The following is a 20,323-nucleotide window of genomic DNA, read 5'->3' as shown; positions in this document are numbered from 1 at the left end:
GATGTGCTTGGATCGGCGAGCCGGGGATTGTCGCAGATCAGCCCGGCATCCGGGGATCGCGCTCGGCAAGCCGCCAGAACAGAACCGAGGGTTCGGCGCAGGCGCGATGAGATAAGGTGGCGGACCGCACCAGCGACACCCCGGCGCCCGAACCGTTCGCTACCGTTGCTCCCTTCCGGGCCTGGCGGGGTTTACGAGGATTCGTCGCGGGGGAACCGATGCGGCCCACCGTCGAGTCCGGCCCTGGAGGCCGGCGCGCTCAGCCGACAACGGCGAGCGGGCGCGAAGCCTACCAGATTTGCAGCAGGCTTCGGCACCCCCATCACCACCCACGGTGATCAGAACGGAATTTCGAAGCCCAGGCTGACCGCCGCGCTACGCGGCTGGTCGCTGCCATCAACCTGAGTGGAATCCAGGCCGTAGCTAATGTTCAGCCGCAACACGCGCAGCAGGCCCATGCCCACGCCGAGATAGGACTGTTCGCTGCCGGCCAAATTCTGCCGATAACTGACGGCGAAATCTGGCAGCCACCAGCGTCCGGAATCATGTCCGGCCACCAGCTCGAACCACTGGTAGTCATCGCCCAGCACCGAACTGGCCTTGTTCAGGTCCAGTGTCAGGCCGATCGTCCAGCCGACCCGCGGGATGTCGTAGGCACCTTCGATATTCAGACGCGTATCGACATCGTAGCTGCCTGCCGCGTCCACCACGCCCTGATCGATGAGCCGCCGGGTCGCCTCGCAATCCGCCCGTTGGCCGGACTCTGCATCGAACCGGTCGCAGCGCTGACCGAAATCCCCGAAATCGAAGGACGGTGGCAGCAGATTGAAGATCGTCACGCCCGCGCTGAAGCGTCGCCATTGCGCGAGCAAGCCGACATCGAGCCCGACGGCGGTGGTGCTGGCCTCATTGGCGTCGTAGTTGTCCTCGACCCGGTCAAATGCCGTGTCCTCCTCGTCGTCGGCGTCATCATCAACGATCGCCAGCTGCTTGCTCAGCGAGCCCTGGATGATATTGAGTCGGGCGCCGGCCAGCAGCGTCATATCCGATGGAACAGCTGACCACTGGCCCGATGGCAGCACCCGGCTATAGCCCAGGCCCAATTGGGTGAAGACGCCGCTGGTCACCAGCGCGGCCAGGTCATTGGTCTCCACCTCGTCGAGCAGGCCATCACCATCGGTGTCCAGACCCTGAACGATGCCGGCGCCTTCCACCGATGCCAGCGTTTCGACACGCGCCTTGAGATCGGCCGACACATCGACGGTAAACACGCCACCCAAGGCCTTGAACAGGGCTGGCGTCACCGGCAATTGCTGCTGGAGTTCGATGTTGAAGTAACCGCGGTCAACGATGTCGCGTAGCACCGGATTGAAGTCCTGGATCAACGCTTCGATGGCATCGTTGGCGGCCTGGGCATCATTGGGGTCACCGCTTTGTTCGGCCTGCTCGATCTGCGCCTCAACCTCGTCAAAGCGATCCTCGAACTCTTCGAAATTCTCGGCAAAATTGTCCACCGGTCCGACTTCGTACCCCACATGTGGCAGGTACAGCACGCCGGTCGCCACCGAGCGTTCATCGCCAAGCAAGCGCGCGCCCGCCGCCGGGTTGGCCAGTGCGGCCGCCAGCCCGGTCGACCCGGTGCTGAGGCTGCTCACCGCCCCACCCCCGTGTCGAAGGTATCCATCCGGCCCCGCACTGGCCCACAGTGGCCAGACCAGCAGCATCCACCCCAATCGCCTGTTCATCATCCCTGCTCCCTCGCTGCCGCGGACAGGTTTCCGCGACTTCGAGGAATACGGTAGTGCGCGCGGGGCGTGCCGGCGTCCTCACAACAGAGGACAAAGTCCCCGCCTGCCCAGGGCAAGCGGGGACTGGATCACGGTTCGACGATGGCGAAGGTTCCGTCCGGCGTGTCCAGCAGCGAAAAGAACTTCAGCAGCTTCAGCCGGCTGCCACTGACGTCCAGCTCGTCGCCACCCAGCAAATCGCCCAACGAGGCCTGCTTGCTCAGCACCCGCACGAACAGGGGATGGCTAATCGTCAAGCTGACATCCACCTCACCCCCGGAGTCCAACGGGCGATGGTGCAGCACGGCATTCTCGATCCACAACAGATACCGCTCGTCCAGATCCGGGAAGGCCAATGCCAGGCGCAGTTCCACCTCTTCGGCCTTGGGACCATTGAGTCGCGCCGCCATGGAATCCAGCAGTGTCGGAATCTCGATATGTGACAGCAGTCCGGCGGCATCCGGCAGGTTCATCACCTGCTCCGGCATGCCGTGGCGCAGCTCATACGCCGCGGTGAGATAGAAATCGCGCCACGGACCGGATTCGGCCTGATAGCCCAATTGATCGTAGGTCCGTGCCAGCAGGCCGCGCGCTTCGCCCGAGGCCTCGCCGGCAAAAACCAGATGGCTAAGCAATTCGGCCACCCAGCGATAATCGGCCGCCTCGAACCCGGCTTTGGCGGCGTCAAGCAAAGCATCCGGGCCACCGGCGAGGCGGACATAGCGCTGACCGACTTCGCTGGGCGGCAGGCGGTTGAGATTGGCCGGGTTGCCATCGAACCAACCGAAGTAACGCTGATACACCGCCCGTGAGTTGTGTCGTACCGTGCCGTAGTAGCCGCGGTTGTGATAGCCCCGACGCAGGCTGGCCGGCAGCTCCAGTTCCTCGGCGATCTCCCGCGGCGTCAGGCCGTTGTTGGCCAATCGCAGCGTCTGGTCGTGAATGTACTTGTAGGTGTCACGCTGCTCCTTGAGGAAGGTCTGGACGGTGTCGCGTCCCCAGACCGGCCAGTGATGTGATCCGACGAAGACCTCGGCTTCGGCGAAACGCAGCCGTGCCTCCTCGATATAGCGAGCCCAGGCCAGGGCATCACGGACCTTGGCGCCGCGTAGCGTGTACAGGTTGTGCAGCGTGCGTGATGCCAGTTCTGCGCCGATAAAGGCCTTTTGCTCGGCCAGATAGGCCGTGAACTCGGCCGGTGCCTCGGACCCCGGGGCGTTCTGAAACTCGAAGCGCACCCCATCGAAGATCTCGGTCTGCCCGGTGGTGTCGATGATCAGCGTGGGCTGGCGTATCCCAATCTGACCGTTGAACGCCGGCGATTTACCCAATCCGGTATCGATGTGCCCACGCGGGCTGCGCGGCAGGTTGCGGCCATACATAAAGCCCGCCCGGCGCTGCATCGCCGGCCCGGCCAACACGTTTTCGCTGGTGGCCTCTTCCATGAATCCTTCGGGTGCCACGATCGGAGCACCCTCGGCCATGAACTCAACCAGCGCCTCAACACCGCCGAAGTGGTCGACATGGCTGTGCGTGATCAGCACGGCAGTAATCGGTCCCGGTTCCAGCTGCGCCATGGCAAAGTCCCAGGCGGCGGCCGTCGTCTGAGCATTGGTCAGCGGGTCGATAACGATCCAGCCCTGATCGCCGCGAATCAGTGTCATGTTGGCCAGGTCGAACCCGCGTAGCTGGTAGATGCCGGGTTGCACCTCGAACAGACCCGCAATCGTGTGCATGCGCGTCTGCCGCCAAAGCCCCGGATGTACGCTGTCCGGCGCCTCGCCATCAACGAAGTCATAGGCAGGCAGATCCCAGATCGACCGGCCATCCTCCCGCTTGACCACCAGATCATCGGCCTCGGCGATCAGGCCGCGACGCGCGGCATCCATGCCGTCGAGATGGTCCTCGGGCATGGCTTGGGCCACCGCCCGATTCGACTCAATGGTCGCCGCTGTCGGCGCCGAGAATCCATCGGCGTCGTCATCGGCTTGCGTGGGCACCGCTGGCTGACCGCAGGCGGCCAGGCCGGCCGCAAAACCACACAGCGTCACGCCGGCCACCCGATGTGACCATCTCCCCTTGCTCTTCACGTCCCTGTCTCCTCGCTGTTGTTGTATTCGCAATGCCGACTCCGGTCATGGCACTGCCACTTTGCTGCAGTACGGTACTACGCGCCGACCCAAAGCATTAAACTGCGGCCGGTCTGCGACCGTCCGAAGGCGGCGCTTCCTATCAAAATAATCCACGCCACCGCGCAAAGACGGTGCGATGGAGAGAGACCACAACATGACTGACGAGACGCTCCGGCTGTACCTGCCGGAACCGACGACGCGTCCGGGTATGGACCCGGATGCGAGCATGATCCAGGTGCCGCCGGCCGGCAGCCTGGCCAAGCCACCACTCGACAAACCTGACGATCAGATGTGGGACTACGCCCTGGGCCTGGTCCGCGTGCTGGATGACGATCATCAGGCGGTGGGCGAGTGGGACCCGCAACTCGATGCCGAAACCCTGCGCCGCGGCCTGACCTACATGATGCGGACCCGTGCATTTGATGACCGCATGCTGCGACAGCAGCGCCAAGGCAAGACGTCCTTCTACATGAAGTGCACCGGCGAGGAAGCCTGCGGCGTGGCGCAGGCCATGGCGCTGCGCCCCGATGACATGCTGTTCCCCAGCTACCGCCAGCAAAGCATGCTGGTGGCGCGGGACTGGCCACTGGTCGATTTGATGTGCCAGATCTTCAACAACCCCAAGGATCGGCTCGAAGGCAAGCAATTGCCCGTGCTGTACTCGGTCAAGGACGCCAACTTTTTCTCGATCTCCGGCAACCTGGGCACGCAGTTTCCGCAGGCGGTCGGCTGGGCCATGGCCTCGGCCTACAAGAACGACAGCAAGATTGCCGCCGCCTGGGTCGGCGAAGGCACGACGGCCGAAGGCGACTTCCACCACGCGTTGACCTTTGCCGCCGTCTACCAGGCCCCGGTCGTGCTCAACGTCGTCAACAACCAGTACGCCATCTCCAGCTTCTCGGGCATCGCCGGTGGCGAGCAGTCCACCTTCGCCGCCCGCGCTCTTGGCTACGGGCTGCCGGGCATCCGCGTGGACGGCAATGATTTTCTGGCGGTTTATGCCGTGACCAAATGGGCAGCAGACCGGGCCCGGAACAACTTCGGCCCGACGCTGATCGAGCTGTACACCTACCGCGCGGCCGCGCATTCCACCAGCGACGACCCGTCGGGCTACCGCCCCAAGGACGAGTTCACGGTCTGGCCGCTGGGCGATCCCATCGACCGGCTTAAGCAGCACCTGATCGCACAGGGTGAATGGGATGAAGACCGCCACGCCCGGCTGCAAGCCGAGCTGGACGAGGAGATCAAGCGCGATCTCAAGCAGGCTGCCAGCCACGGCACCTTGGGCGTCCGGCCCTGCAGTCCGGCCACCATGTTCGACGATGTGTTCAAGGACCTGCCGCCCCACCTGCGCCGTCAGCGTCAGGAGGCCGGACTATGAGCCGTATGAATATGATCCAGGCCATCAACTCGGCCCTGGACAACATGCTGGCCCGCGACCCCAACGTGCTGATCTTCGGCGAGGACGTGGGCTACTTCGGCGGTGTCTTCCGCTGCACGGCGGGCCTGCAGGAAAAATACGGTGCCAAACGCTGCTTCGACACCCCGATTGCCGAAGGCGGCATTCTGGGCATGGCCATTGGCATGGGCGTGAACGGCCTGCGTCCGGTCGCCGAGATCCAGTTTGCGGATTACATCTACCCGGCGTTCGACCAGCTGGTCTCCGAGGCGGCGCGGTTGCGTTATCGGTCGGCCGGCGAGTTCTGGGCGCCGATTACCGTGCGGGCCCCGTGTGGCGGCGGCATTTACGGCGGGCAGACACACAGCCAGAGTCCCGAGGGGATCTTCTCGCATGTTTGCGGGCTCAAGACGGTCATGCCGTCCAACCCCTACGACGCCAAGGGTCTGCTGATCGCCGCCATCGAGGACGATGACCCGGTCCTGTTTTTCGAGCCCAAGCGTATCTACAACGGCCCCTTTGATGGCCACCACGACAAGCCGCTGCAATCCTGGACCCAGCATCCGCTGGGCGAAGTGCCGGACGACTACTACACCGTGCCCATTGGCAAAGCGAACATCGTGCGACCCGGCTCCGAGGTGACGGTCATCTGTTACGGCACGATGGTCCATGTTTGTCAGGCAGCGGTGGAGGAAACCGGCATCGACGGGGAGATCATCGACCTGCGCTCCATGCTGCCGCTGGACGTTGACTGCCTGGTGGAATCGGTCAAGAAGACCGGCCGTTGCGTCGTGGTTCATGAAGCCACACGGACCAGCGGTTTCGGCGCCGAGCTCATCGCCGAGATCCAGGAACACTGCTTCTACCATCTGGAAGCCCCGCTGATGCGCGTCACCGGCTGGGACACGCCCTACCCGCATGCCTTCGAATGGGAGTACTTCCCGGGGCCCAAGCGTGTGGGCGATGCACTGCGCCGTGTCATGGAGGACGCATAAATGGGGATTTACACCTTTAAGCTCCCCGATATTGGGGAAGGCATTGCCGAAGCCGAAATCGCCGAGTGGAAGATCGCCGTGGGCGATGTGGTGGCCGAGGACCAGGGCATCGTCGACATGCTCACGGACAAGGCTGCCGTGGAAATCGAATCGCCTGTCGGAGGGACGGTCAAGGAGCTCTGCGGCGAGGCCGGCAGCATGATCGCTGTCGGTGGCCCGCTGGTCCGTATCGAGGTTGAGGGCGACGGGAACACTGCAGTCGAAGACGACGGCGAGCCGGTTGAGACGGCCAGCAGCACAGCACCGGCCGATCCTGAAACCCCGGTTCAAATCCCGACACCGGCGCCACAACCCGCGCCGGCACCGGCTGCCGCCGCATCACAAGCAACACCGCCCGCAACCCCGACGCGCCAGGTTTCGTCCGGCGGCTTACCCCGCAAAGCCGGTGAGAAGCCATTGGCCTCGCCGGCCGTGCGTCGCCGCGCTCAATCCCTGGGCATTCGCCTGGAGTACGTCCCTGGCAGCGGGCCGGCCGGCCGCATCACCCGGCAGGATTTGGACGCCTTTGTGCAAGGCCATCAGGGTGCCGCGAGCCCCGGTGCCGGTCGCGCAGCCAAACCCGGTGTGGAGGAAATCCGAATCATCGGGCTACGCCGGCGTATCGCCACGGCCATGCAGCAGGCCAAGCAGCGCATCCCGCATTTCGCCTACGTTGAGGAGGTCGACGTCACGGAACTGGAGGCCCTACGCCAGCACCTGAACGCCCAGCGCCGCGACGATCAAGCCAAGCTCACGATGCTGCCATTTCTGGCCCGGGCACTGGTCATCGCCGTGCCGGAACACCCGCAGGTCAACGCCCGTTTCGATGATGAGGCGGATGTGCTGCATCGCTACGATGCCCTGCATATTGGCATTGCCACGCAAACACCCGGTGGTCTGGTTGTCCCGGTCATGCAGCATGCCGAGGCCAAGAGTCTGTGGGACATGGCGGCCGACATCCGCCGGCTGGCCGAGGCCGCCCGCAGCGGCAAGGCCAGCCGTGAGGAGCTGACCGGATCGACCCTCACCATCACCAGCCTGGGGGCGATGGGCGGCATCGCCTCGACCCCGGTCATCAACGCGCCCGAGGTCGGCATTATCGGCGTGAACAAGATGGTGCAGCGGCCCATGTACTTGGGCGGCCAGCTCACCCCCCGTCTGATGATGAATCTATCGTCGTCCTTTGATCACCGCATCGTCGATGGCTGGGATGCCGCCGCGTTAATCCAACGCATTAAGGGGCTGCTGGAGCACCCCGCCACCCTGTTCATGGAGGGCGAAGCATGAGCGACGCACTAAGCACCCAGGTCCTGGTTGTCGGTGGCGGGCCCGGCGGCTATGTTGCCGCCATCCGCGCCGGGCAACTGGGCCTGAAGACCGTGCTGGTGGACGCCGACCAGCTCGGCGGCACCTGCCTGATCCGCGGCTGCATCCCGTCCAAGGCATTGATTCACGCCGCCAGCAAGTTCGACGCCCTGCAGCAACATGTGGGCGAAGGCGCCCTGGGCATTCGCCTGCCGCAGGCCCCTGAGTTCGACCTGGGCGGCGCCGTGCACTGGAAGAACGGCATCGTGCAGAAACTCAATGGTGGCGTCGCCGGGCTGCTGAAGAAGGCTCGTGTCCAGGTCGTCTCTGGTTGGGCCCGGTTCGAGGACGGCAAGAGCTGCATCGTCGAAGGCGATGGCGGCACCACCACCCACATCCAGGCAGAACACACCATCATCGCCACCGGTTCCCTACCCGTAGAGCTGCCCGGCCTGCCCTTCGGCGGCAATGTGCTCAGTTCCACCGATGCACTGGCGCTGCGGGCCCTGCCCAAGCGGCTCGTGGTGGTCGGCGCCGGGTACATCGGCATGGAGTTGGGCATGGCCTTTCGCAAGATGGGCGCCGAGGTCACGGTCGTCGAGGCCACCGACCGCATGCTCCCCTCCTATGATGCGGATCTGGTCAAACCAGTGCGGAACTGGTGCCGTCAGCACGGCATGGACATCCGCTTCGAGACCAAGGCGGTGGGCTATGCCGATGGACAGCTCACCGTACAAACCGCCGCCGGTGAGGAGCAACTGGCCTGCGACAAGGTGCTGGTCACCGTCGGGCGCCGCCCGAACACCCAGGGCTGGGGCCTGGATCGCCTGGTGATCGACATGAACGGGCCGTTCATCAAGGTTGATGACAGCTGCCAGACCTCCATGCGTGGGGTCTGGGCCATCGGCGATGTGGTCGGCGAGCCCATGCTCGCGCACAAGGCCTCCGCCCAGGGCGAGATGGTCGCGGAGATCATTGCCGGGCAACGCCGCAAGTTCGATCCCGCGGCCATCCCTGCCGTGTGCTTTACCGAGCCCGAGATCGCGGGTGCCGGCCTGTCTCCCGACGAGGCACACGCCGCCGGGCTGGACGTGGTGGTGGGCAACTTCCCGCTCGCTGCCAACGGTCGCGCGCTGACCATGGAAGCCGGCGAGAGCGGATTCGTCCGGGTCACGGCGCGTCGTGACAATCATCTGATTGTCGGTGTCCACGCCGTGGGCGCCCATGTCTCGGAACTGACGGGCGCCTTCGTCCAGGCCATCGAGATGGGCGCGGTCCTGGAGGACTTAGCCGGCATCATCCAGGTCCACCCGACGATGAGCGAATCCTTCCATGAGGCCGCGCTGGCGGCGCTGGGTCACGCCATCCACGCCTGAAGACGGATGTCCGGGTCACCCGCCCTGCTCGGGGTGACCCGGACCGGTTCGCTAGTCGGTCGTCGAGACCGTGCTGCCGGAGTCATCATCAAGCGCTGATCCGATGACGACCACGCCGAGAACCCCCACACCCACCAGCCCGCCGGTGACCAGCAGCCCGGATGTGGAGGCTGCGGTGGCAGCACCACCCGCCCCTCCAGCACCGGCGACAGTCGATGTCGCCCCTGGACTTCCCGATCCACCGACCTTGCTGAGTTGCGTCGGATCAGCCGACTCGGGTGTGGTCACGGCGGTTTCGTTGCCGCAAAGCGACGACATCAGCTGGACGGCCTGACCCGCGTTGGCCCGCTTCTTCAGTTCAGCTTTCAAGCGTCGCTTGCTAAACCAGTTGTCGCTGGCGGCCTGAATGGGCTCCAGTTCGCCTTGTGGATTAATGCTGAATCCAGCCAGCTGGCCGGAACTCTCGGCCGCCGCCAGGGTGGCCTGATTGGCCTGCGACAAGCTGCCCCTGGAAAAGCAGACTCGCGCGCTCTTCGACAACTCCGTGACTTGTTTCTTGCCGTCTTCGGCATCCGGCACCGCCGTCCCCTGCGCCATGACCGGCGTCGCGCCACAGACCGCGGCAACGCATAACCAAGCCGCGCAGGCGCGCGCCGTATGTCTTCTTCTCATCCACCGCTCCCCAATCCAAGACTTTCTACACGCACGCTCTTTGTGCACGCACATCAGACCAGACATACCGTCCGCGCTCATCCTCCAATCCGTGGATACGGAACCAGTCTTCGCGTGGGTTGTCGGGAATACAGGGTCAGCCCACAGGCCTGGAGGGGAGTGTTCGGCGTGCCGCAACCGGCACGATGGCTTTTGCGACAGGACGTCTTATGCAAGCCCGAAACCCGCAATGGTGGCGTACACCACAGATTAACGAGCCGGCCTGGACCTGGCAGGACGCCAGCAATACCACCCGACATGGGGCCTGGTGGCAGGATGCGGTGATCTACCAGCTCAGCCCGTGGAGTTTCCAAGCCACCGGTGACGGCCCGGGCGGTGATCTACCCGGTGTCATCCAGCGGCTGGAATACGTTGCCTCGCTGGGTGTGGACGCCATCTGGCTGACACCGATTTATCCCTCGCCCATGGACGACCTGGGCTACGACGTCGTCGAGATGACCGGGGTTGCGCCGGAATTCGGCACCGACGAAGACTTCCGCCGCCTGCTGCGCATCAGTCACCAACTGGGGCTCAAGGTAATCCTGGACGCGGTCTGGAGTCACACCTCCAGCCAGCACCCCTGGTTCAAGGAAAGCCGCCAATCTCGCGACAACCCTCGGGCCGACTGGTACGTCTGGGCTGATCCGGCCCCCGATGGTGGTCCGCCGAACAACTGGCGATCCGCGTTCACCGGAGACAGCGGCTGGGCCTACTGCGAAACACGCGAGCAGTACTACTTCTTTAATTTTCTGGAGAGTCAGCCCGACCTCAACTGGCACTGCCAGGCGGTTCGTGAGGCCGTGCTCGATGCGGCCCGGTACTGGTTGGACCTGGGCATCGATGGGCTGCGGCTGGATGCCGTGAACTTCTACGCCCATGACCCCGCGCTCACCGACAATCCGCCCCGCGGCGAGCAGGATGCGATGCCCGAGGGCATCCCACCCGACAATCCCATGACCGAGCAATGCTTCGTCAATAGCTTTTGTCGGGAAGAGACCCTCCAGTACCTGGCGCCGCTGCGCCATCTGGTCGACCAATACCCCGACACGATGCTGCTCGGCGAAGTGACACTCTGCGAGGACTCGGTTAAAACCGCTGCCGACTACACACGCGGCGACGATCGCCTGCATCTGGCCTATCACAGTGCGCTGCTGGCCGACCGTCCGATCACCGCAGCCTTCATGCGCCACAGTATCGAGCGCGTCACCGCGGCGTTTGGCGAGGGTGGCACCTGCTGGATCGTCGGCAATCACGACTACGGACGACTGCGTTCTCGTTGGGGCGGCGACGAGCGGGATTATCCCGAACGCTTCTACCACATGGCGGCCGCCATGCTGCTGGTGCTACCCGGCGCCTTCTGTCTATGGCAGGGCGATGAACTCGGGCTGCCCGAGGCCCGGATACCCGACGAGATACCCACGGATCAGATACGCGACCCCTTCGGCCAGGCGCTTTACCCGGACGTGACCGGGCGCGACGGCTCGCGGACCCCCATGCCCTGGTCTGCCGAAGCGCCCAACGCCGGTTTTCTTCGGGACTCGGCCAAACCCTGGCTGCCCATTCCCGAGCGGCACCGGCGGCGCGCGGTGGACCGTCAGCATGCCGACCCCGACTCATTGCTGAACCGCTGGCGGCAGCTATTGCAATGGCGCCGGCTACAGCCCGCACTGACCGCCGGCGACTCGACACTACTCGACGCACCCACCCACGTCCTGGCCTTGCTGCGCAGCTACCAGGCCCAGCGTCTGCTATGCCTGTTCAATCTCTCCGAGCGAGATGTCGAGGTCGACCTGCGGCCTTACGGTCGCTGTCAGCATATCCACCGCTTGGGATACGACTCGGCGCTGGCCGATGACCGGCACCGCGTGCTGCTGTCGCCTTGGTCCGCGTTTCTCGCCAATTTGGCGCCGGAGACGCCATCATGAGGCCGACCACAGCATGGTGGCGCGATGCGGTGATCTACCAGATCTACCCGCGCAGCTTCATGGACAGCACCGGCGACGGCACCGGCGATCTGGCGGGCATCACCCAACGGCTGGACTATGTGGCTGAGCTGGGTGCCGATGCCATCTGGGTGTCGCCCTTCGTGCGGTCACCAATGGCCGACTTCGGTTACGACGTCAGCGACTTCTGCGCCATCGAGCCGCTGTTCGGTTCCATGACCCAGTTCCGCCGGCTGCTGGACCGCACCCATGCCCTGGGCATGCGGTTCATCATGGATCAGGTCTGGAACCACAGCTCGGACCAGCACCCCTGGTTTCAGACCAGCCGCCGCAGCCGCGACAACGACAAGGCCGACTGGTACGTCTGGGCCGACCCTGCCGCTGATGGCGGCCCACCCAATAACTGGCGCGCCACCTTCGGCGGTCCGGCCTGGACCTGGGAGCCCTTGCGGCAGCAGTACTACCTGCACAATTTTCTGACCCAGCAACCCGACCTCAACTGGTTCAACCCGGACGTGCGTGCGGCCATGCTCGATGTCGGCCGCTTCTGGCTGGACGAGGGTGTGGATGGCTTCCGTCTGGACGTGATCAATTTCCTCGGACACGACCCGGATCTGGCGGACAATCCGCGCCGACCCGCCAATATGCCGCGCCCCGCCGGCGCCGACCCGCGCGACCCCTATTTCGAAACCATGAACACCGGCACGGTGTGTCGACCCGAGGCCCTGCCTTGGTTAACCGAAATCCGCAGCCTGCTGGACGAGTACCCCGATCGCATGGCGCTCGGTGAGATCTCCAGCGCCGAAGACACCCTGGCCGCAGCGGCCGAATACGTCCACGGCGATGATCGGCTGCATTCGGCTTACAACGCCGCGCTGATCAGCCATGAACCCTTTACCCGCGAAGGCCTCACGGAGGTCGTGCAACAGGTCAATCTGCGATTCCCCGACCACCGGCTCTGCTGGACCTTCGGCACCCATGATTTCCCCCGCCTGAAAAGCCGCTGGTGGCCGCAGGGCCGACCAGCTGACTCCCAGGTGGAGCATGGGGATGCCCTGGATCGCCTGCTCTGCCTGCTGCTCATGGTGCTGCCTGGCAGTTGCTGTATTTATCAGGGCGACGAGCTGGGCCTGCCCCAGGCGCAGGTGCCCCTCGATCGCATGCGCGACCCCTACGGCATCGCCAACTACCCGCTGTTGCTGGGCCGTGATGGTTGCCGAACACCCATGCCCTGGGCGCGCTATGACCCGGGGGCCGGCTTCTCCGATGCCGACGACACCTGGCTGCCCATTCCGGACGCCCACCGACCGTTGGCGGTCGACCAGCAAACCGCCGCCGCCGACTCCTTGCTGCAGTTCTACCGGGCGGCCATCGACTGGCGCCGCCGCCACCCGGCATTGGGGACAGGCTCCCTGCGGCTACTCCCCACCGCCGACCCCGTGCTGAGTCTCGTCCGCGATCACCCCGAGCAGCCCTTGTGGGGCGTATTCAACCTCGCCGCCCATAGCGTCACCCAGCATGCACCGGAGGCCGATCTGCGCCCCGTCGCCGCGGGCCTCACGGATTGCTCGGTCCGGCAAGGCCAGCTCAGCCTCCCCCCCTATGGTGTGGCCCTATTGGGCCGGCCCCAATAAGGCGCTGGCCTCGCGTCCACCGCCACACCAAACAACGAACGCCACGCCTGCCCCCCACCCCACAAGCTCGGCGCGGGTTTGATACAAGCCAGTCGAAATCCGGGCCGGTAGAGTCCGTGATCCGGCGCCGATCTCTATCTCCGCGCCGCGAAATAACAAGAGACAGGTGCGAGAGGAGAATCCGATGTCACTGGACCACACGGCGGTCGTCACCCTGTTGGCGGCGGTGCTTTGTTTCGGCTGTGCCGATGCCGGCCATCCAGCCCCATCCGCAGAGCCCAAGCCCGGCTCCAGCGTGCCCGATACACCGCAGGCCGAGCTGCCACCGGCACCCGCCCATGGCTGGCAGCACCTGCCGGCCGGCCGGATTGTGCAGGTGTTGGAGGCCCCCGCCACCAGCCAGCTGGACGCCGCCGGTCAGTCCCTGTTTGTCCGCTACACCACCCACAACGTCTTCGGCGACCTGGCACTGGCCTCCGGTCTGGTGCTGTTGCCCGCGACAGCGGTGGAGCCTGCAGGCCAATGGCCGTTGGTGGTCTACGGGCATATGACCACAGGCGCGGCGGATGCCTGTGCCCCGACCCGCGGAGTCCCCGAGTCCAGCGAATTGCGTCGCATGCAACAAGGCGACACCCTGGCCACCGAACTGCTGGATCTCGGCATGGTAGTGGCGCGGCCTGACTACGAAGGTCTGGGCGAAGCCGGCCCCCACCCCTACCTGCGCGGCGATTCGCTGGCCCGCGCCATGCGCGACATGGCCTCGGCAGTGGCGGATCGCTGGCCTGAGATCGGCGAGCGCTGGGTCGCCGCCGGGCATTCCGAAGGCGGCGTGGCGGCACTGAACAGTGGCAATCGCATGCATCCCCCGGCCCAAGGCCTGGCGTTGATTGGCGTGGTCGCCATCACGCCCGTGACCCAACTGGACGTCTTGCTCACGGCGGCCGGCGATCTGCCCGTGGCCGCGCCGGGCGTGGATGTGGCGGTGGCCTTGGCCGCACTGGCACTCAAGGGTGTGGCCATCACCGACCCAGGCTTCGAGACCCTGTTACTCGAAGACGGCGGGCTCTCCGAACAGGCCGTGGCGCTCTGGCCGGATATCGAACGGTTGTGTTTGGAGGACCTGAGTCATGAGGACTCCTGGGGCGGGCTGTCACCCGATGCCGTCAAGGGCCCGCGGGGCGACGAGGCCACGGCGGAGCTTATCCGGGCCTGGCAGGAAGATGACGTCCGGCTGCTGCCCATGCGCAGGGACCTGCCGATCCGCATTGATGCGGGACTGTTTGACGCCGTGGCCCTGCTGCCCCTCACCGAGGCCTTGGTCAAGGACTACCAGGATCGTGGCTACGAGGTGACCTATGCCCGCTGGCCGGCGGATCACTCGCCCACCGCCGATATGGCGGCCCCGGCCATCGCCACCTGGATCATGGAGCAGTTCGCACAATGAAACCAACAGACCACCTCCCGACGCCGGCTACGGCTAGCCATCCCACCATGGGCGGCCTGCAGCGGCCACTAAACCGCAGGCAGTTGCTCAAACAGGCCGCCGCCCTGTCATCGGTCCTGGGGACACCCGCGTTGCTGACCGCCTGCGGGCAGGACAGCGCACCGGCAGCAGCCGGCGCGGTCGACACGCCGCCCGATCCGATCATCGAGATCGACCCCATGGACCCGAACCGACTCCATGGCTGGGTCACGGAGCTCTGTGCGTACCAGCCGCGGTGGCGCGGGTATCCGGCAGAGGCCGAAGCCGGTCAGTGGCTGGCCAACCGGCTACGCGCTGCCGGCCTGAGCACGCGCATCGAGCCTTATCCGATCACCAAGTGGCAGCTGGACGACTGGCAGGTCAGCCTGACGCTCGGTGAGCACACGGAAGTCATCAACAGTTTTCCGATCTGGTCCACCCCGGGTGGACAGGGCACGGCCGAACTGGTCGACGTCGGATTCGGCTCCGAGCCGGAACTGCTGGCGCAGGACCTACGAGGCAAGGCCGTGGTCGTGACCGGGCGCGCCCTGCTCAATGTCTTCGCGACCTACCCCGACAGCTACCACCGCGCAGCCGAGCTCGGCGCGGTGGCGATGTTTGTTTCATCCGACGCGCCCGACAATCTGATTCGCCCGACCAGTTCCAGCCGGAACGATCAGGCCGATAACCCAATGCCGGCCTTCCAGCTCGGGGCCCAAGACCTCGCACGCTTCAAGCAGGCTGCGCACAACGGCGGCACGGCGACCTGGTCGCTGGATGCCTATCACCTGCAGGGCGAATCACGTGACGTGATCGCCGATCTGCCCGGCTCCGGCGCACTGCCCGGCACCTTGTTGATCTGCGCACATTACGACGCCTGGTTTTCCGGTGCGCTGGACAACGCGACCGGCGTCTCGGGCCTGATCGGGCTGGCGGAGCACTTTGCATCGCTGCCGCTGCAGGAGCGACCACGCGATATGATCTTCCTCGGCGTAACCGGCCACGATGCCGGCTACCCGCACGGTGGTGTCACACGCTGGACCCAAGCCTACGCCGAACGGCTCCCGGAGCTGGACCTGTTCGTTAATCTCGACCACCTGGCGGCCAAGGGTGAGGAGCACTTCAGCACGACCGGCATCATCGACATGCTGGGCTTGGTGGTCGAGCGCCCGGGCGATGAGGAACGCGCGCTGTTCACCACGGCGCATCCTGCACTGGCGCGAACCTTTACGCCTTATCTCCTGCAGTACGGTCTCATGGCTGCGCCCGTACCCACCGTTCCAACCGTCAACGCCAACGGGGATCTCGAAGGACTCATGGGCGAAGCCGGCGTGCCCTGCGTCAACCTGACAATGGCCACCCCGCACTACCACACGGTCGAGGACACCCCGGACCGTGTTCCGCCGGAACAGCTTGCCCGGGCCGTCAAGGCGCATCGTGACTTCATCACGGACATCCTGCCCATGCCCCGCGAGCAGATTCGTTCACCGATCTAACGCGGCGGACCCTGCCTGACCGGCTCGGGCACCTGTGGGCAAGAGAAAAGCCGCTGCCGCATGACGCCGCAGCGGCTTTTTCTATTCGGTGCTCTGGCGGCTCAGCTAGCTGACGGCGTCGCACCAATGAGTGCACGCGGCGTCTCGTCAATAGCCTCGATAATCTCGATAAACGCCTCGGTCACCGGCACCAGCTGCGATTGATCGACCTTATCCAGGGTATCTGCGATGTCGTACAGATAGTTGGGTCCGGCGATCAGGCTGACGGTGGGCACGCCGTTCAGGCAGACAAAGGAGGCATCGGTCGGAATGCCCACCGTGGCACAGAGGGCCTGGCCGTTGAGGACCGCCAACCGCCTCAGATCATGATCCACCACGGATTGAACAATCTGCGTCTTAAGTGTCGGCCCGACGTTTTCGAATACCCCGCGGATTTCGTGCTGGTCCTGGATCTCCAGCTCGCCATCAGCATCGATCACACCCTGCTTGCCAATGTGTTCCAGCGTGACATTCGCCACGATGTCATAGGGCGAGTCCGGATCGATGACGTACTTGTCCACCAGGGCCATATGCCCCTGATAACCGGTGAAGTGGCTATCCATGGTCACGAACATCAGCGTGCGGGCCCGCGACTCCACTGGCTGCGAAGCAAAGTATTGGGCCTGTGCGAGGACTGCGGCCACACCGCTGCCATCCTCCACCGCCCCATCGAAGGCCGCATCGTGATGAGACTGAACCATGATGGTCTCATCGCTGGCCCCATGCAGAATGCCGACCACGCTGCGCGCCTCGACCTCCCGGCGTTCCCCGCGCATCACCAATGATGCCGTCAGGCCAGGCTGCTCCGACATCAGCTGGCGAAGATGTGCGCCCTCGCCGGGTGCGACCCAATAGCCGGGAATCGTGACCTGCAACCGCCGGTAGTACTCGTTGTAGTACTGATTGGAATTGAAGTAGTCGGCAAGCACACCGATGAACCCCACGGCGCCCGCTTCCATGACTTCGGCCAGGACCGTGTCGTAGTTGGTGATATAGGGATTGCCGGTAATCAACGATGGCTGAGCGATGCTCGCCTCCGGATCCCAGAGAAACTCGGTCAGCGCTGCCAGCCCGGCCGGCGGCAGCAGGAACTTCAGATCGAACACCGCAATCTTGCCCTGCAAATCCGCAGCCGCGATCTCGACCGGCGTGCCCAGGCCCACATCGACCAGCTCGGCGTTCAGACCACCCGCCGGCGTGGCAAATCTGGACGGCGCGTCCGGCGTGACAAATGAATGCGCCGAGGGGAATGCATCGATGGGTGATCCGTCCACCTCCACACTGGCCTCGTCGGCGGTCCACTGCCATGTTGTCGCCGTCTCGTAGAAAACCTCATCAACACCCAGGGATTCGAGCTGGCATTTCACATACGCCGCCGCCGCGTACCCGGCCACAGTGCCGGTGCGTCGGTAGCCCAGTCCGACCAGGTCCTCAATCCACCCGAAGATTCGTTGTGTGGAAGGCACACCGGTCGATGCCGGTGCCTGCGTCCGTGCACAGGCATCCCCCTGCTCAGGCAGGCCGACACCTGAGGTCGGGCTATCGCCGCCACAACCGGACAGGATCAGCAGGCTCGCCAGGGTCACACCCAGCAGCTTCTTGATGTGCTTATTCATGGTATCTCCTCAGAAAGGCGGGATCGCCGGTTTTTGCGCCCTGTTTTTAATTTTTTTGGTCTTGTAGAGCCGAGACACGCCAGACACTGATCGCCGCGGCGGGCGTACGGCCCGATGAGCACATTGCCAGTATCCGGGGCTTTGGCGGTTGAGGCTTGTATCAAACGCGCGCGCTGATTATCCGGCTTGCGGCGCAGGCTTTGGAGCCCGCAGTATGTGATCCAGAACCGATACCAATCGGCCCGCCAAGGAGACGCTTATCACAATGGACGCAGATTCGTTGCCGCATCCAAGCCCGCAGGGCATGACGATCTACCACTGGCGTCACGGGCTGCTCTTGCTGGCGCCGACGCTGGTGCTGGAGCGAACCACCACACCGCTTTGTGCAACCCTCAGACTGGCCTGCAACAAGCCCTACACCATCGATGTGGCCGGCGAGGAAATGGAGACCTGGGCATCGCTGGTCGCCCCACGGGTCGAGCGCCGCAAGGTCATCGCGATCGACAGCCATGTTGCCCTGTTCTATTTCCCCATCGAATGGCCTGAATATCAGGGTCTACAACAGAAAATTGCGGGTCGGGACTGGATTAATTTCGAGGCTTCACAGTTCTCTGAGGTCATCGACGTATTGCGGCCGGCTTTTTCACAACTGCTGACCTCCGACACCGTGATTGGTGTGGCACGCCAGGCGGTCGAGGTGATTTCGGGTGCGACGATTCCGGCGCCACAGCGGGTGGATGACCGGATCGAGGCACTGCGACAGCGTTTGGACGAGACCCCGCTGAACGAGGTGAATGTCGAGACCTTGTCGCGCGAGATCGGACTGTCGGCCGCGCGTACCCGGACTTTGTTCAAACAGCAGATCGGCACCACGATTCAGCATTACGCGCGCTGGGCCGCCATCTGGAAGGCGATCAAGGGCTGGAGCACGGATCGCACCCTGACGGAGGTCGCCATCGACGCCGGCTTCTACGATCTGGCGCATGCAGATCACACGTTTATCGAGATGTTCGGGATCGCGCCCTCGCTGGTGGTCGATCAGCGATTCGTCACGATTGTCCCCTGCGAGACCGACCACCCAACCGGCCAGCGCCTATCGGGCTGATCAACGCCCGCCGCCGCATGCGCAGGTATCGGATCGCCCATGCAATCTCAAACTGGCAACATGCATCCCTGACGCAGGCACCACCAGCTGGCGCCCGCCGCTTCCCCGCCCACGCATGAGAGACAAGCATGAGTCTGGAACACACCGACATCCCGTATCTAAACCAACTGGACGAGACGACCTGGACCGCGGGTCAGCCGAGCCCGGAGCAACTGGACGCCGCCAAGGCCGCGGGCCTGCAAAGCATCGTCAACCTGTGCCCCACCGGCGAATGCGGCTGGGATGAGCAGGCAAAGGTCGAAGCGCTGGGACTGCCCTACGTGCAGATTCCGGTGGCAGCAGCGAGCGATCTCAGCCCTGACAATGCCGCGATCCTGGCGCAGGCGATTAGCGAGTTGCCGAAGCCCGTGCTGGTCCACTGCGCCAGCAGCAACCGTGTCGGCGCCCTGTTTGCACTCAAGGCGCACCTGATCGATGAAGCCGCGCCAGCCGATGCACTGGACTATGGCCGCAAGGCTGGGCTCAAGGGGCTGGAGGGCGTCATCCGCTCCATGATCGGTGCGTAGTGGTGGGGGCAGCGCTGAACGATTAGCGCATTCCTAAAATCCAAAGTAGCCCCGCAAGCCATCCAGGGTGGTGGTGGTCGCCACCGCAGCCAACACCATGCCCATGACGCGAGAGATCACGCTGGCGCCAGCGTTGCCGATGATCTTGTGAATACCGCTGGCGGCCAGTAACAGCACCAGCACCACCAGCAACACCGACAGCATCACGCCGACGGTCTGTAACTGCTCCCAAAGCCCGAACCGGGCGTTCTCGGTCATCAGTACGGCCGCCAGCATCGCCCCCGGACCGGCAATGGACGGCACCGCCAGCGGAAAAATCGCGGTCTCGGTGTGATCGGCTGCCAGGCGGGTCTCCTCCTCCGGTTTACTCTCGCCAAAGATCATCGACAACGCGAACAGGAACAGGACGATGCCACCGGAGATCTGAAAGGCCGGCAGCGGAATCTGCATGGCCGTCAGAATGATCTCCCCGACCAGCACGAAGAAGATCAGGATGAGCGCGGAAATGCCCACCGCCATCAGCGCGATCCGACGCTTGCCACGCGCGTCGTAGCCGGGTGTCACCGCAATAAACACCGGCACCGATCCGATCGGGTCGATGACGGCAAAGAAATAAATAAACGTGGCGACCAAATCGATCACGGTCACGGCTCCTTCAATGTGTATGCCAGCAAGGCCGACGCCTCACCGGCGATTTGGAGATGCAGCGGCAATTCCG

General features: G+C 64.5%; 15 protein-coding genes and 1 other RNA gene. 10 read left to right on the top strand and 6 right to left on the bottom strand.

What is annotated here, in order from left to right; genetic code table 11:
* Window positions 1-124 precede the first annotated feature (124 nt).
* The 3 genes from ffs to DEH80_RS02130 all read right to left on the bottom strand — a co-directional run bounded on the left by ffs (window position 125) and on the right by DEH80_RS02130 (window position 3,877).
* Window positions 125-221, bottom strand: an RNA gene (gene ffs, locus DEH80_RS02140) — signal recognition particle sRNA small type.
* 117 nt (window positions 222-338) lie between these two features.
* Window positions 339-1,748 (bottom strand): conjugal transfer protein TraF, encoded by a 1,410-nt coding sequence (gene traF, locus DEH80_RS02135; protein ID WP_109718828.1) that lies wholly within the window; start codon window positions 1,746-1,748, stop codon window positions 339-341.
* 128 nt (window positions 1,749-1,876) lie between these two features.
* Window positions 1,877-3,877 (bottom strand): alkyl/aryl-sulfatase, encoded by a 2,001-nt coding sequence (locus tag DEH80_RS02130; protein ID WP_207774410.1) that lies wholly within the window; start codon window positions 3,875-3,877, stop codon window positions 1,877-1,879.
* Window positions 3,878-4,073: 196 nt separating this feature from the next.
* On the opposite strand from DEH80_RS02130, the gene DEH80_RS02125 reads away from it, so the two are divergent.
* Genes DEH80_RS02125 through lpdA form a run of 4 tightly spaced genes read left to right on the top strand, consistent with a single transcriptional unit; the run spans window position 4,074 to window position 9,033 of the window.
* Window positions 4,074-5,300 carry a thiamine pyrophosphate-dependent enzyme gene (locus tag DEH80_RS02125; RefSeq protein ID WP_109718827.1) on the top strand — a complete coding sequence of 409 codons (1,227 nt, stop codon included), beginning with the start codon at window positions 4,074-4,076 and terminating at the stop codon, window positions 5,298-5,300.
* Window positions 5,297-6,313, top strand: coding sequence for an alpha-ketoacid dehydrogenase subunit beta (locus DEH80_RS02120; RefSeq protein ID WP_109718826.1), 1,017 nt, complete (start codon window positions 5,297-5,299; stop codon window positions 6,311-6,313). Before DEH80_RS02125 ends, DEH80_RS02120 begins: the two co-directional genes overlap by 4 nt.
* Window positions 6,314-7,639: a dihydrolipoamide acetyltransferase family protein gene (locus DEH80_RS02115; RefSeq protein WP_109718825.1), complete on the top strand. Its 1,326-nt coding sequence runs from the start codon at window positions 6,314-6,316 to the stop codon at window positions 7,637-7,639.
* On the top strand, window positions 7,636-9,033 hold the full coding sequence (gene lpdA, locus DEH80_RS02110; protein ID WP_109718824.1) for a dihydrolipoyl dehydrogenase: 1,398 nt from the start codon (window positions 7,636-7,638) through the stop codon (window positions 9,031-9,033). The genes DEH80_RS02115 and lpdA overlap by 4 nt, the downstream gene beginning before the upstream one ends.
* A 51-nt stretch (window positions 9,034-9,084) precedes the next feature.
* Here lpdA and DEH80_RS02105 read toward each other — a convergent pair whose 3' ends face one another.
* The gene (locus tag DEH80_RS02105) at window positions 9,085-9,705 is read right to left on the bottom strand and encodes a hypothetical protein (RefSeq protein ID WP_133249086.1); all 621 of its coding nucleotides are present in this window, start codon (window positions 9,703-9,705) and stop codon (window positions 9,085-9,087) included.
* A gap of 209 nt (window positions 9,706-9,914) precedes the next feature.
* Between DEH80_RS02105 and DEH80_RS02100 the strand changes: the two genes are divergently transcribed.
* The 4 genes from DEH80_RS02100 to DEH80_RS02085 all read left to right on the top strand — a co-directional run bounded on the left by DEH80_RS02100 (window position 9,915) and on the right by DEH80_RS02085 (window position 16,279).
* Window positions 9,915-11,669: an alpha-amylase family glycosyl hydrolase gene (locus DEH80_RS02100; protein WP_109718822.1), complete on the top strand. Its 1,755-nt coding sequence runs from the start codon at window positions 9,915-9,917 to the stop codon at window positions 11,667-11,669.
* Window positions 11,666-13,321: an alpha-amylase family glycosyl hydrolase gene (locus tag DEH80_RS02095; RefSeq protein ID WP_109718821.1), complete on the top strand. Its 1,656-nt coding sequence runs from the start codon at window positions 11,666-11,668 to the stop codon at window positions 13,319-13,321. The genes DEH80_RS02100 and DEH80_RS02095 overlap by 4 nt, the downstream gene beginning before the upstream one ends.
* Before the next feature lie 184 nt (window positions 13,322-13,505).
* A complete protein-coding gene (locus DEH80_RS02090; RefSeq protein ID WP_109718820.1) occupies window positions 13,506-14,765 on the top strand; it encodes a lipase family protein in 1,260 nt (419 codons plus the stop codon).
* Complete coding sequence (locus DEH80_RS02085; RefSeq protein ID WP_109718819.1) at window positions 14,762-16,279, top strand: M28 family peptidase; 1,518 nt, start codon at window positions 14,762-14,764, stop codon at window positions 16,277-16,279. The genes DEH80_RS02090 and DEH80_RS02085 overlap by 4 nt, the downstream gene beginning before the upstream one ends.
* 101 nt (window positions 16,280-16,380) lie before the next feature.
* On the opposite strand, the gene DEH80_RS02080 is transcribed toward DEH80_RS02085, so the two are convergent.
* On the bottom strand, window positions 16,381-17,934 hold the full coding sequence (locus tag DEH80_RS02080) for a M28 family peptidase (protein WP_109718818.1): 1,554 nt from the start codon (window positions 17,932-17,934) through the stop codon (window positions 16,381-16,383).
* A gap of 265 nt (window positions 17,935-18,199) precedes the next feature.
* On the opposite strand from DEH80_RS02080, the gene DEH80_RS02075 reads away from it, so the two are divergent.
* Both DEH80_RS02075 and DEH80_RS02070 read left to right on the top strand, forming a co-directional pair.
* Window positions 18,200-19,039 carry a helix-turn-helix domain-containing protein gene (locus DEH80_RS02075; protein ID WP_109718817.1) on the top strand — a complete coding sequence of 280 codons (840 nt, stop codon included), beginning with the start codon at window positions 18,200-18,202 and terminating at the stop codon, window positions 19,037-19,039.
* A 128-nt stretch (window positions 19,040-19,167) separates the two neighbouring features.
* A complete protein-coding gene (locus tag DEH80_RS02070) occupies window positions 19,168-19,605 on the top strand; it encodes a protein tyrosine phosphatase family protein (RefSeq protein ID WP_109718816.1) in 438 nt (145 codons plus the stop codon).
* A 33-nt stretch (window positions 19,606-19,638) separates the two neighbouring features.
* Here the strand turns inward: DEH80_RS02070 and DEH80_RS02065 are convergent, their stop codons facing one another.
* The gene (locus DEH80_RS02065) at window positions 19,639-20,247 is read right to left on the bottom strand and encodes a MarC family protein (protein ID WP_109719013.1); all 609 of its coding nucleotides are present in this window, start codon (window positions 20,245-20,247) and stop codon (window positions 19,639-19,641) included.
* Window positions 20,248-20,323: the final 76 nt, after the last annotated feature.

Source organism: Abyssibacter profundi (assembly GCF_003151135.1).
Lineage (GTDB): Bacteria > Pseudomonadota > Gammaproteobacteria > Nevskiales > OUC007 > Abyssibacter > Abyssibacter profundi.
This window is presented reverse-complemented; position numbering and strand designations above follow the sequence as displayed.

Bases quoted from the DNA above. Each gene is read 5' to 3' on its own strand.
- DEH80_RS02075 (WP_109718817.1), top strand. From the start codon at position 18,200: ATGGACGCAGATTCGTTGCCGCATCCAAGCCCGCAGGGCATGACGATC.
- DEH80_RS02095 (WP_109718821.1), top strand. From the start codon at position 11,666: ATGAGGCCGACCACAGCATGGTGGCGCGATGCGGTGATCTACCAGATC.
- DEH80_RS02100 (WP_109718822.1), top strand. From the start codon at position 9,915: ATGCAAGCCCGAAACCCGCAATGGTGGCGTACACCACAGATTAACGAG.
- DEH80_RS02105 (WP_133249086.1), bottom strand. From the start codon at position 9,705: ATGAGAAGAAGACATACGGCGCGCGCCTGCGCGGCTTGGTTATGCGTT.
- DEH80_RS02125 (WP_109718827.1), top strand. From the start codon at position 4,074: ATGACTGACGAGACGCTCCGGCTGTACCTGCCGGAACCGACGACGCGT.
- DEH80_RS02080 (WP_109718818.1), bottom strand. From the start codon at position 17,934: ATGAATAAGCACATCAAGAAGCTGCTGGGTGTGACCCTGGCGAGCCTG.
- traF (WP_109718828.1), bottom strand. From the start codon at position 1,748: ATGATGAACAGGCGATTGGGGTGGATGCTGCTGGTCTGGCCACTGTGG.
- DEH80_RS02070 (WP_109718816.1), top strand. From the start codon at position 19,168: ATGAGTCTGGAACACACCGACATCCCGTATCTAAACCAACTGGACGAG.
- DEH80_RS02120 (WP_109718826.1), top strand. From the start codon at position 5,297: ATGAGCCGTATGAATATGATCCAGGCCATCAACTCGGCCCTGGACAAC.
- lpdA (WP_109718824.1), top strand. From the start codon at position 7,636: ATGAGCGACGCACTAAGCACCCAGGTCCTGGTTGTCGGTGGCGGGCCC.
- DEH80_RS02085 (WP_109718819.1), top strand. From the start codon at position 14,762: ATGAAACCAACAGACCACCTCCCGACGCCGGCTACGGCTAGCCATCCC.
- DEH80_RS02090 (WP_109718820.1), top strand. From the start codon at position 13,506: ATGTCACTGGACCACACGGCGGTCGTCACCCTGTTGGCGGCGGTGCTT.
- DEH80_RS02115 (WP_109718825.1), top strand. From the start codon at position 6,314: ATGGGGATTTACACCTTTAAGCTCCCCGATATTGGGGAAGGCATTGCC.